Source organism: Streptomyces thermospinosisporus (assembly GCF_039526425.1).
GTDB lineage: Bacteria > Actinomycetota > Actinomycetes > Streptomycetales > Streptomycetaceae > Streptomyces > Streptomyces thermocarboxydovorans.
This window is the reverse complement of the sequence record NZ_BAAAIZ010000033.1, coordinates 59724-72406: the sequence shown is the minus strand read 5'-3', so window position 1 is coordinate 72406 and position 12683 is coordinate 59724. Positions and strand designations below refer to the sequence as shown.

Here is a 12683-nt window from a genome sequence, read left to right as displayed (position 1 = left end):
CCCACGGGGCGGGCCCAGGGCTGATCTCCCGGCCGGGACGCGCCCGCCCGCGAGCTTCCGCGGTGGCCGACGCAAGTCGCCCCAGGGCTGACGTCCCGCCGAGGCGGCCCGCGCATCAGGCCCTCTCCCCGGCCCACAGAGATGCGCCCGGCGGCCGATGTCCCGGCCCAGGTACGCCCCTCCGGCCGACGACGGAGTACCCGGAGGCTGGCACCGCCCGAGACGAGCCCACCCGGAGAACTGCTTCCCCTGCCCACGGGGCGGGCCCAGGGCTGATCTCCCGGCCGGGACGCGCCCGCCCGCGAGCTTCCGCGGTGGCCGACGCAAGTCGCCCCAGGGCTGACGTCGGCCGAGTGGTCCGACCGGGAGGGCGTTTCCCCGTGTGACCGGGCCGTGCCGGCCTGTGAGGTTCCGCCCGAGCCGCAGCCCCCGTGGCCGAAGATCGGCTTGGATCCGGCGTGGACCCCTGTCGAGTGCGGGTCGATCACGAGATATCTTGATGTCGAGCAATGTTGCAGACGTGGAGCGGAGCACCCGGTGACTGACTCGACCATCATCTATACGCACACTGACGAGGCCCCGGCCCTGGCGACGTATTCCTTCCTGCCGGTGGTCCAGGCGTACGCCTCGCAGGCGGGTGTCACCGTGGAGACGCGTGACATCTCGCTGGCCGGGCGCATCATCGCCGTGTTCCCGGAGTACCTGACCGAGGACCAGCGCATCCCGGACGCCCTCGCCGAGCTGGGCGAGCTGGCCAAGACGCCCGCGGCCAACATCATCAAGCTGCCGAACATCTCGGCCTCCATCCCGCAGCTCAAGGCCGCGATCGCCGAGCTCCAGAGCAAGGGCTACGCCCTGCCGGACTACCCGGACGACCCGAAGACCGACGAGGAGCGCGAGATCCGCGCCCGCTACGACAAGGTCAAGGGCTCCGCGGTGAACCCGGTGCTGCGCGAGGGCAACTCCGACCGGCGCGCCCCGGCCTCGGTGAAGAACTACGCCAGGACCCACCCGCACCGCATGGGCCCCTGGTCCCCCGACTCCAAGACCAACGTGGCGACGATGGGCGTGGACGACTTCCGCTCCACGGAGAAGTCGGTCGTCATCGAGGAGGCCGGGTCGCTGCGCATCGAGCTGAAGGGCGACGACGGCTCCACCACCGTGCTGCGCGAGTCCGTGCCCGTGCTGGCCGGTGAGGTCGTCGACGCCGCCGTGATGCGGGTCGCCGCGCTGCGCGAGTTCCTGACCGAGCAGGTCGCCCGCGCCAAGCAGGAGGGCGTGCTCTTCTCGGTGCACCTGAAGGCGACGATGATGAAGGTCTCCGACCCGATCATCTTCGGCCACGTGGTGCGCGCCTTCTTCCCGAAGACGTTCGCCAAGTACGGCGACAAGCTCGCCGCGGCTGGCCTGAGCCCGAACGACGGTCTGGGCGGCATCTACAAGGGCCTGGAGAACCTGCCCGAGGGCGAGGAGATCAAGGCCTCCTTCGACGCCGAGCTCAACGAGGGCCCGGACCTGGCCATGGTCGACTCCGACAAGGGCATCACCAACCTGCACGTGCCCTCGGACGTCATCGTCGACGCCTCCATGCCCGCCATGATCCGCAACTCCGGCCACATGTGGGGCCCGGACGGCCAGGAGCACGACACCCTGGCGGTGCTGCCGGACTCGTCCTACTCCGGCGTCTACCAGGCCGTGATCGACGACTGCCGCGCCAACGGCGCCTACGACCCGGCCACCATGGGCTCCGTGCCGAACGTCGGCCTGATGGCACAGAAGGCCGAGGAGTACGGCAGCCACGACAAGACGTTCGAGATCCCCACCACCGGCACCGTGCGGCTGGTGGACCAGAACGGCAACGTGGTCCTCGAGCAGGCCGTGTCCGCCGGTGACATCTTCCGCGCCTGCCAGACCAAGGACCTGCCGATCCGCGACTGGGTGAAGCTGGCCGTCACCCGCGCCCGCGCCACCGGCGACCCGGCGGTGTTCTGGCTGGACGAGACCCGCGCCCACGACGCCAACCTGATCGCCAAGGTCAAGCAGTACCTGCCGGAGCACGACACCGAGGGCCTGGACATCCGCATCATGTCCCCGGTGGAGGCGACCAAGCTGTCGGTGGAGCGCATCCGCCGCGGCGAGAACACCATCTCGGTCACCGGCAACGTGCTGCGCGACTACCTGACCGACCTGTTCCCCATCCTGGAGCTGGGCACCAGCGCCAAGATGCTGTCGATCGTCCCGCTGATGGCGGGCGGCGGCCTGTTCGAGACCGGCGCCGGCGGTTCCGCGCCCAAGCACGTCCAGCAGCTGATCAAGGAGAACTACCTGCGCTGGGACTCCCTCGGTGAGTTCTTCGCCCTGGTGCCGTCCCTGGAGCAGTACGCGAAGTTCACGGGCAACGCCAAGGCCCAGGTCCTGGCGGACGCCCTGGACCGCGCCACGGCGACCTTCCTCAACGAGGACAAGTCGCCGACCCGTCGCCTCGGCGGCATCGACAACCGCGGCAGCCACTTCTACCTGTCGCTGTACTGGGCGCAGGAGCTGGCCCGCCAGACCGAGGACCCGGACCTGGCCAAGGCCTTCGCCCCGCTCGCCGAGACGCTCGCCGCCAACGAGCAGAAGATCGTGGACGAGCTGATCTCCGTCCAGGGCAGCCCGGCCGACATCGGCGGCTACTACAAGCCGGACCCGGCCAAGGCCTCCGCGGTCATGCGCCCGTCCGCCACCTGGAACGAGGCCCTGGCCTCGCTGGCCTGACGCCGCCAGGCCGCACCCGAGCAGCACCGGGCGCCCCGTCTTCCGTCCCGGCGGAGACGGGGCGCCCGTCTGTTCCGGCTGCGTCCCGCTCCGGTCTTCCAACCGCCAGGTGGGTCCCGCTCCGGTCTTCCAACCGCCAGGTGGGTCCCGCTCCGGTCTTCCAACCGCCAGGTGGGTCCCGCTCCGGTCTTCCAACCGCCGGCTGCGTGCCCCCCGGGTCTTCCCTCTGCGTTCCCCTCCGGCGCTGTCCGTGGCATGTGGCACGGTGATCTTCTGCTGCAGCACCCACCACGACCCTGGAGCGGCCGTATGACCGATGTCCCGCAGTCCTTCGCGTTGCTTCCCGGCGCCGGCGACTCGCCCGTGATCCTTCATGTGCCGCACTCGGCGCGGGAGATACCGGACGAGGTCAGGGCCGGGATCGTGCTGGACGACGCGGAGCTGGAGCGGGAGCTGGACCACATCACCGATGCGCACACCGCCCGGATCGCCGAGGAGGCCGCGAGCGCGGCCGGCCTTACGCCCTGGCGGTTCGAGAACCGGCTGTCCCGGCTGGTGGTCGACCCCGAGCGGTTCCCGGACGAGCGGGAGGAGATGCTGGCGGCCGGGATGGGGGCGGTGTACACGCGGACCACGCACCAGGGCGCGCTGCGGCACGAGGGCTTCGACCCCGAGCCGCTGATCGAGCGCTGGTTCCGGCCCTACGCCGAGGCCATGACGGAGGCGGTCGCCGGCCGGCTCGCCGCGACCGGCCGTGCGGTGATCATCGATGTGCACTCCTACCCGAGCGCACCGCTCCCCTACGAGCTGCACGGCGACGGGCCGCGCCCCGCCGTCTGCCTGGGCACCGACTCCTTCCACACGCCGCCCGCGCTGCTCGACGCCGCGCGGCGGGCCTTCGCGCCCTGCGGGGAGACGGGTCTCGACAGCCCGTTCGCGGGGACGTATGTGCCGCTGGAGTTCTACCGCAAGCGGCCGGAGGTCACGGCGCTGATGGTGGAGATCCGCCGGGACACCTACATGACCGAGCCGGGCGGTCCCGCCGGTGAGGGCCTGGGCAGGCTCGCCTCGGCCCTGGCCGAGCTGGTGGACGCGGTCTCGCGCTGACCACCGGGTGACGCGGGCACGGCTCAGGCCCGCAGCCACTCCGTGGTGATCACGTCCGAGCCGGTGCGCAGGCGGAGCGCGAACGGGCCGGAGGGCGGGCGGTCGGCCGTGAAGCGGCCCATCTCGTCGACCGTCACCGGAGTGCCCGGCTGCGGTCCGCTGAGCACCTCGACGTCGGCCGGGCCGGGCGGCAGCAACTGGCCCAGCAGCCCTTCGGCGGTCACCTCGACGTCCACCGTGACCTCGCCCGCGGTGAAGGTGAGCATCCGGGGCGCGTCCGTCACGCCCCTGACCGGCAGCGCGTCGACCAGCGAGTCGAAGGTCAGCTCCGCCACCCGGGCCTCGAGGTCGTGCAGGGCGTAGGCGTCCACCGCGATCTGCAGCAGCTCCGGCGGCATCGGGTCCAGGACCGCGGCGGCCTGCCGCAGCTCCTCCTCCAGCGCCGTCGTCTCGCCGCCGTCCGGTCCCCCGTCGCCGAGGCCGTCGCCGCTGAACTCGCCGCGGAGTTCCTCGTCGTCGAATCCTTCGCCGTTGAGTGCGTCGTCCATGCCGTTCACGCTGTCCCCCGTGACTCGAGCCGGGCCCGTAACCGGCGCAGGCAGCGCTGGCGCAGGGGTCCGATGCTGCCCACCGCGATGCCGAGCGCTGCGGACACCTCCTGATAACTGGGCGGCGGGGAGGCGATCAGCACCCGGAGCAACTGGCGGCACCGGTCGCCCAGTTCCTCGAACTCCTGCCACAGCCGCCGCACCCGCTCGTTCTGCGCGGCCGCCTCCTCCTGCTCCAGCAGCGACTGTTCGGGAACGCCTTCCTCGCTCACCCGGTCCAGCAGCAGCGGATCGTCGGTCAGCGTCAGCCGCCGCTGGTTCCGGATCACCTTCAGGCACTCGTGCCGTGCCGTGCGGGCCAGCCAGGCGCCCGCCTTGTCCGGTTCCCTGAGCCGGCCCAGATGCTGGGCGAAGCGGAACCAGACGGTCTGACTGACCTCGTGCGCGTCCGCATCGGAGAGCCGATGGGCGCGCACCACCGACCAGACCAGGGGGCCCAGCCCCTCCACGATCGCCTTCCAGGCCGCCGCGTCCCCGTCGGCGGCGGACTGGACCAACGCGCCGACATCTGTACGGTCCACGGTCCCACCCCTCGTGTACGAGAGGTCATCGTACGCCGCGGAGGGGAGCGTTCCGGTCCTCATGGGCGGGCGGACGGTTGCACGACCGGCGCAGGCCGCCAGGTCGGCGGCAGCAGCGCGGGAACGTGGGCGCCGCGGACCTCGGCGAACTCGGTGACCGCGTCCAGCAGTTGCCGCCGCGCCTTGCGCGGGTCGGTCTCCGCCTGCGCGGTCATGTGCGCCGCGATCAGGCCGGCCGCGACCGGAGTCGCGAAGGAGGTGCCGCTCCACTGCGCCAGCCCCTCGAACATCACCTGGTCCGGCTTGGCCGAGCCGTTCTCCTCGCTGAGCACGCCGGTGTGCCGCGGGTGCCGGCAGGTGCAGGCGTAGGAGAAGCCGTAGCGGCACTCCTCATAGGTGGAGTGCTGGTACACGTACGGCACGGGGGTGTCGAATCCGGTGAGCGCGCCGGTGAGACGCTCGCCGGGCGCGTACACCCGCACCCAGGGGCCGTGGTTGGTGAAGCAGGCGCCGTACTCGCCGTCGCTGCGCAGGGCGCCCACCGACAGCACGGCGTTCTCGTAGCCGGGCAGGGTGGCGTAGGCGGCGGGCCAGAACGGCATGGCGCTCGCGTTGTTGCCGGCGGCGGCGACCAGCAGGGTGTGCCGCCGGCGCAGCTCCTCCATGAACGCGTCGACGCCGAGCAGTCCGTCGGTGCGGCCGTTGGAGGTGCCGGCCGAGAGGCTGATGATGTCGGGCCAGCCGTCCCGGTCGACGGCCTCGAAGAGCTTCTCGCCGAACTCGGACTCCAGGATGGCGCCCGCGTCGTTGAGCGTGTTGCGCACCGTGATGTCGGTGTTGGGGGCGACGGCGGCGACGAGTCCGGCGATGAACGTGCCGTGGCCGCAGTACTGCCGCAGCACGCCGTCCTTGTCGCACTCCTGGACCTGGGCGTCGCCGCGGGTGCGGGCGAGCGGCGGGTAGGAGCGGTAGTCGTGCATCAGCCCGGTGTCGATCACCAGCACGCCGACGGCGCTGTCCGGGTCGTGGGTGCCCTCCGCGGGGGCCGGGTTGGGCCGTTCGGAGGCGGGGACGGGCACCGGCTCGTCGCCGGGGCAGGCGTTGACGGCGATGTGCACCACGTGGTTGCGGCTGACCAGCCGGCGTCCGGCCCGGCCCTCGGTCGCGGTGAGCGCCCGCAGAGCGTTCGCGACCGCCGGGTCGCCGCTGCCGTCGCCCTCCCCCGGGTCGGCGACCCGGATCCGGGTGATGCCCGAACGGCTGGTCTCCGGGCTCACCCGCTCCACCCGGTCGGCGGAGAGTCCCGCGACCGTGGCGAAGTGCTGCCGCACGGTGTCCTCGACGATGCGGGCGTCCTCGCCGTCACGGGCGAGCACGACGCCCTTCTCGTAGAGGAACTGACCCGCGTCGTCGGGGCCGATCGCCAGGGGGACGTCGGGCATCGAGCGCTGGATCTGGGCGAACTGCTCGCGGAATCGCTGTGGTGCCATGAGATGTCCTCCGCAGGGGCGACAGCGGCATGACGGCCGCCGGGCTTGTCGTCAATCAGAGCCACCGGACGGCCGTTTGATACAACGTCGAATCTGTGGGCCGCGGTTGCGGAGCACTACCATCCGTGGGGTGACTGCGGGAGACGACTCGGTGCGGGACCTGCTGCCGATGGTGTTCGCCGCGCCCCAGGAGGCCCTGGCCGGGGCCCGCCGGGTGCTGGCCGGGCGGCCCACGCCGCTGCACGCCTCCGTCGCCCATCAGGTCATCGGCATCTGGCAGCGGGACTTCGGCGATCTGCGGCTGGCACTGCGGCATCTGCGCCGGGCCCGTGACTTCGCGGCGCGCGCCGGCTCCGCCGAGCGGGAGGCGGACGTCCTCGCCACCCTGGGGGTCGCGCTGGTGCACGCGGGACGCACCCGGCAGGGCATGGACGCCCTCGGCCGGGGTGTGGAGCGCGGCACCGGGCACACCCGGGCCCGGGTGCTGTTCCGGCGGGCGTACTCCTGGTGGGTGCTGGGGCATCACAGGGAGGCCCTGGAGGACGTGCGGCGGGCGATTCCCGTGCTGCGCCAGGCCGGTGACGTGATCTGGACGGCGCGGGCGCTGACGCTGCGGGCGACGGTGCATCTGGCGCTGGGCGCGGTGGACCGGGCGGACGCCGACTTCACCGCGGCCGAGGCGCTGTGGGGCACCACGGGCCAGGAGCACGACAAGGCGGACGCGGTGGAGAGCCGGGGCCTCGCGGCGTTCCGCGCGGGTGACGTCCCGGCCGCGCTGCGGCTGCTCGACGAGGCGGAGGAGCGCTACGCGAAGCTCGGCACGCCGACGTTCATGCTGAGCATCCGGCGCTGCGAAGTGCTGATGGCGGCCGGTCTCGCCGCCGAGGCGCTGGCGGAGGCGGACGCCGCGATCAAGGTGCTGGACGGGATCGGCGGCCAGTCCACCCGCAAGGCGGAGCTGCTGCTGGCCGCGGCGCGGGCGGCCCGGCTGGCCGGCGACCCGCACACCGCGACGGCCCGGGCGGGGCTCGCCGTGCGGCTGTTCGCCCGGCAGCACCGCGCCTGGTGGGAGGCGCACGCGCGGCTGGTGCTGACCGAGGCCCGGCATGCCGCCGGCCGCCGCTCCGGACGGCTGGTCGCGGCCGCGGCGGCGGTGGCCGAACAGCTGACGGCGCTGGGTGCCCCGGCCGCGCCGGAGGCCTTCCTGCTCGCCGGGCGGATCGCCCTTGACCTGGGCCGGGCGGCCGAGGCGGAGCGGCACCTGGCCGTCGCCGCCCGCAGCCGGCGCGGCGGTCCCCCGCTGGCCCGGATGACCGGCTGGGCGGCGCAGGCGCTGCGCGCCCGGGCGGCCGGCTCCGCGCGGGGTGTGCTGGAGGCCTGCCGACGCGGTCTCGACGTGCTGGACGACCACCGGATGACGCTGGGCGCCTCGGAGTTGCGCGCCCGCGCCACCGCGCAGGGCGCCGAGCTGGCGGCGCTGGCGCAGCAGGCCTGCCTGGTGTCCGGCGGGCCGCGGCGGCTGCTGGTGTGGAGCGAACGCTGGCGGGCCACCGCCCTGTCCGCCCCGCCCACCCGGCCGCCGGCCGACCCGGCGCTGCTGAGCGGTATGACCGCCTACCGGGAGATCGCCGCCCGCGCCGAGGAGGCCCGCCAGGAGGGCCGGCCCGTCCCCGCGCTGGAGCGCGAACAGCGCCGCCTGGAGCGGGAGATCCGCTCCCGCACCCTGCACATGCGCGGCGAGGCGGCGGGCGACGGCGACCGGTTCGACGTCGGCACCCTGCTGCGGCATCTGGGCGACGACATCACGCTGGTGGAGCTCGCCGTGCCGGCCGGCCGGGTGCAGGTGCTGGTGTGCGGCCGGGGCCGGGTGCGCCGGTTCGAGGCGGGTCTGCTCGCGGCGGCGGAGACCGAGGCGGAGCACGTCCAGGCGGGGCTGAGACGGCTGGCGCATCCGGGGGCGGCGGCGCGGCTGCCGCTGGTGGAGGCCGCGGGGCGGCGCCTGGAGGAGCTGCTGCTGGGTCCTGCGGCAAAGCACCTGGGCAGCGGCCCGGTGGTGATCGTGCCGCCGGGGCGGCTGCACCGGGTGCCGTGGGCGCTGCTGCCGTCGCTGCGGGACCGGGTGCTCAGTGTGTCGCCGTCGGCGAGCAGCTGGCTGCGCGCGAAGCGGACGGCGCCGCCGCCCGGGGGCCGGCAGGTGCTGGTACGCGGCCCCGGCCTGGCGACCGGCGGGGCGGAGGTGCCCGAACTGTCCGACCGCTACGGCGCCGCCACCGTCCTGGAGCACGAGGGGGCGACGGTGCCGCGGGTGCTCGCGGAGCTGGACGGTGCGGCGCTGGCCCACATCGCCGCGCACGGCGCGTTCCGCGCGGACGGACCGATGTTCTCCTCCCTGCGGATGGCGGACGGGCCGCTCATCGTGCACGACTTCGAGCGCCTGGACCGCAGCCCGTACCGCATCATCCTGTCCTGCTGCGACACGGCCCGCTTCGCCACGGTCGGCGCGGACGAACTCCTCGGCCTGGTCACCGCGTTGCTGCCGCTCGGCACCGCGGGCGTGGTGGCGTGCAGCGCCCCGGTCAACGACGCGGCGGTGGTCCCGCTGATGCTGGCCCTGCACAAGGGCCTCGGCGCGGGCCTGTCGCTGGCCGAGGCCCTCCGCGACGCGCGGGCCGCCCTGCCGGGCGATGCGGTGCACCAGGCGACGGGCTGGGCGTTCACGGCGTTCGGAGCGGCCTGACGCCCCGTCCCGGGCCCTGCCCGCCTCGCGTTGCGGAGCGGGGCGTGCGGGTGAACAGTGGAGATGTAACGGCTTGGGAGCGCCGAGCCTCATCTCGAGTCCCGTCGCAGCGCCGCACGCGGAGGCCATCGCCCGCAGGGGCCATCGCCCGCGAGGACGCGCAACACACCGCAACGCACCGGGAACCGCCATGGCCAGATTTTCCCGCCGACCTGTCGCGTACCGGGTCTGCGCATCCGCCGTGGCCGCGGTGCTCGCGCTGCCGGCGGGTGCGGCGACGGCCCTGGCGGCGCCGCCGGCGGACGGGAGCGTCACCAGGGGCGCATCCGCGCAGACGGAACCCCCGCCGTCCGCGGACGAGCCGCCGCCGGAGGGCGGGAGCACCGAACCGACGCCCACGACGCCCCCCGAACAGACCGATCCGCCGGACACGGACCCCGGTCCCACCAGCTCCTCCGACGAGTCTCCGGGCGAGGTCGATCCGGGGGACGGCGGGGGGACCACCGGTTCCTCCAGCAACGGGGAGAAGACGGACGGAGGAGGGGACGGGGACGGCGGGGACGGCGGGGACGGCGGGGACGACGGGGACGACGGGGACGGCGGGGGGAAGAAGGACGGCGCTCAGACGGTGGCCGCCGCCGTGACGGCGCAGAAGCGGAAAGTCGACCAGGTGACCTCCAAGCTGGAGAAGCTCGTTGTCGAGGCGCCCGAGGAACTCACGTCCAGCGTCGAGCAGTTGACGACCCTTCTGGAGAAGACGTCGAGCGCCCGCACCTCACCGCAGGAGAGGAAGGGGATCGTCGAGACCGCCCAGGAGCTCGCCGACGCCCTGGAGACGATCAATGCCGCCGGGATTCCCGGCGAGGTGCGCAAGGATCTGATCGCCGCCGTCAAGCGGCTGGTCTCCGCGCTGGACGTGGCCAGCGACCCCGGTGTGCCGCCCGAGCAGCGGGGCATGGCCGTGCTGATCGTGCGCAGGTCGGCGGCCGTCCTCGAGCTGATCGCCGACCGCGGCACGCCCGAGGATGTGCGGGAGCATCTGTCCCGCACCGTGGGGCAGTTGACGGGCGCTCTGACGATGGACGACGAGGCGAAGGCGCTCCTGGCGGGTGCCCCGAAGTCGGGGCTCCAGCCCGCGAGCCGGATAGGAGTCGGGCTGAGCACCGTCGCCCAGTCCGAGACCACCGACGGGAGGCGCAAGGACCTCGCGGACGCCACGGACGACGCCAGCAAGTCCCTGGAGGAGTCCGACGACCCCACCAGGTCCGAGGAGGAGCGGGCCGAGGCGCGCAAGGAACTGGACCGGCAGCTGCGCCGGTTGGAGAAGCTACTGGGCGAGGAGGCCGTGGCCCGCGGTCTGCCGGACACACCGCTCGACAAGGCCGCCGAGCTGTGCACCGACGCCGTGTTCGAGTCGGTCTCCGACCGGAAGCTCGCGGGAGAGCTCGGGCCGATCAGCCCCGCGCAATGGAGCGAGGAAGGGGTGAAGGACTACTGGAGGTCCGAACAGTCCGAGGGCGCCTCGCTCGACGTGCACGCCCAGTTGCGCAACGACAAGTACGACGAGGCGCAGTTCCGGATCGCACAGCTGATCAGCCGGCTCGCCGAAAAGGTCGTACCGGCACGCGATCTCATCCCGACGATCGGCACCCCGGGTCTGCAGTGCCTCCAGTCGGCCCGGATTCTCGACGGGCAGGGGGTCGGGACGGGCACCTGGTTCGCCCTGGCCCAGGAGGTGGCGGCGCAGGGACGGCACCCGGCGTCACTCGCCGGCTCCGTCCAGCAGCTCGACGTCGGGTACCGACATGTCGACATGCGTGGTCGCCACGCCGTACCGGGTGTCCTCCCGCTTCTCCTCCGACCGGGCGACCGGACCCCGGAAGTGGAATGACGAGACGGAGTACCTGGGTGACTGGTCCGGCGACCAGACCGCCGTCACATACCTCGGGGTGCGGGTCACGTTGATGAGGTTGTTGTTGTGCCGCACCTGGCCGTGGAACACCAGCTTCTCCCCGCACTTCTCCACCGGACAGTAATGGGGGCTGCTCCTGTCCCACGACCGGTGCACCTGGCGCAGCTCACGCGCGTCGATCTTGCCGCGGTCCTTCCTCATGTAGGTGACCTGGAGGACGACGTTGATCTCGTCGAACTCCGCGTCCTTCGGGATCTGGACGACGCGCTGCAGCACGAATTCCTGCCCCACATCCAGCGAGTCGCCGGGACGGTAGAAGAGTCCGCTGCTGATCGGGGTGTACTGCAGCCGGTCCACATAGCGCTCGGCCTCGCCCGCACCCTCCACGTCCAGGCTTCTCCGCCACTCCCTGACCCGGTCGCTCCCGCTGCCGTACTCGGCGGTCCGGCCGTAGACCGAGTAGTCGTCGATGAGGACGTAGGCCGGGATCCCCCCGTCGTTCTTCATGGAGAGCTTCAGCGGAACGTGCACATAGGGGTACCTGGGGTCGGGCCGCGCCTTGCCGAACTCGGCCTTCAGGGCGATGTGCATGGGCGCCGACACCGGCTGGTACATGGTCGAGTACGCCAGGCTCACGGCGGACAGCAGCCCCGTGACCACCACACCGACGGCGAAGGTCTTGGGGCGGGGCAGAGCCTGCCAGGCGCGCTCCCGGGCCAGCAGCCACAGCGCCCACCCGGACCAGCACCACAGCGGCGCGAAGACCAGCAGATACGGGGTGAACTCCTTCTCCTCGAACCACATGAACAGCAGCAGGCTGGCGGTGGCCAGCGTGATGAGCGCCCCCAGCAGCACGAGCGCCCCGGAGGTCCTGCTGCGTCGTCGCCCGAAGTGGTCGATCGCGGCCACGGTCGCCGCGCCCAGCACCACGGCGGACAGCACGAACACGGCTCCGGTGACCCGCTGGGCGAAGGTGAGCGCGCCGAGGGCGTCCGGCCATCCGATCAGCATGTGCAGGACCGTGGAGGCGAGCAGCCCGGCGGTCATGAGCACGGTGGTGGCGCGCCGGCGCCACGGGCGGTCGGGCCAGGTGGTGCTGTCGCCGCCGCTCCAGAACACCTGGCCGGGGTCGTCCAGGTCCAGGGTCTCCGGGTAGCCCAGGCGGGTGAGCAGGCGCCGCAGCTCGGCCAGGGACCAGACGCTGCCCGCGGTCTCGCTGCCCACGACGACCCGGCGCAGGCCCCGGCTGTCCGGGGGCTCGACCCTCACCCAGGGACGGATGCTCATGATCCCAGGCTCGATCCGGCACCGGCCCGCTGCATGCGCGACTCCCCCGTCCGGCCCATGACCGGCCCCGCGGACAGTGCGAAGGGCCCGCCTCACCGAAGTGAGACAGGCCCCTTGTCCGAGCCCTGGCGGCTCGCTCGCCCGTCGGGACGACAGGATTTGAACCTGCGACCCCTTGACCCCCAGTCAAGTGCGCTACCAAGCTGCGCCACGTCCCGGTGCGCGGCCGGGATGCCCGGCGAACGCGCAGGTCAACACTACAAC

Annotated in this window: 7 protein-coding genes and 1 tRNA gene; 4 read left to right on the top strand and 4 right to left on the bottom strand. The window is 72.9% G+C overall.

Features of this window, described 5'->3' with window-relative positions:
* Window positions 1-537: 537 nt before the first annotated feature.
* Window positions 538-2757, top strand: coding sequence for an NADP-dependent isocitrate dehydrogenase (locus ABD207_RS12870; protein ID WP_344012609.1), 2220 nt, complete (start codon window positions 538-540; stop codon window positions 2755-2757).
* Between the two features lie 309 nt (window positions 2758-3066).
* Window positions 3067-3864: an N-formylglutamate amidohydrolase gene (locus tag ABD207_RS12865; protein ID WP_344012607.1), complete on the top strand. Its 798-nt coding sequence runs from the start codon at window positions 3067-3069 to the stop codon at window positions 3862-3864.
* A 23-nt stretch (window positions 3865-3887) separates the two neighbouring features.
* Here ABD207_RS12865 and ABD207_RS12860 read toward each other — a convergent pair whose 3' ends face one another.
* The 3 genes from ABD207_RS12860 to ABD207_RS12850 are packed head-to-tail and all read right to left on the bottom strand — an operon-like array spanning window position 3888 to window position 6483.
* Entirely contained in the window at window positions 3888-4412 is a 525-nt protein-coding gene (locus ABD207_RS12860) for a hypothetical protein (RefSeq protein WP_344012605.1), read from the bottom strand.
* A 5-nt stretch (window positions 4413-4417) separates the two neighbouring features.
* Complete coding sequence (locus ABD207_RS12855; RefSeq protein ID WP_344000168.1) at window positions 4418-4993, bottom strand: RNA polymerase sigma factor; 576 nt, start codon at window positions 4991-4993, stop codon at window positions 4418-4420.
* A 59-nt stretch (window positions 4994-5052) separates the two neighbouring features.
* Window positions 5053-6483 carry a S8/S53 family peptidase gene (locus ABD207_RS12850; protein WP_344012604.1) on the bottom strand — a complete coding sequence of 477 codons (1431 nt, stop codon included), beginning with the start codon at window positions 6481-6483 and terminating at the stop codon, window positions 5053-5055.
* Window positions 6484-6652: 169 nt separating this feature from the next.
* On the opposite strand from ABD207_RS12850, the gene ABD207_RS12845 reads away from it, so the two are divergent.
* Window positions 6653-9220, top strand: a complete 2568-nt coding sequence (locus ABD207_RS12845) for a CHAT domain-containing protein (protein ID WP_344012756.1) — start codon at window positions 6653-6655, stop codon at window positions 9218-9220.
* Between the two features lie 190 nt (window positions 9221-9410).
* Window positions 9411-11111, top strand: coding sequence for a hypothetical protein (locus ABD207_RS12840; RefSeq protein ID WP_344012602.1), 1701 nt, complete (start codon window positions 9411-9413; stop codon window positions 11109-11111).
* A gap of 1452 nt (window positions 11112-12563) precedes the next feature.
* Here the strand turns inward: ABD207_RS12840 and ABD207_RS12835 are convergent.
* A tRNA-Pro gene (locus tag ABD207_RS12835) sits at window positions 12564-12637 on the bottom strand.
* Window positions 12638-12683: the final 46 nt, after the last annotated feature.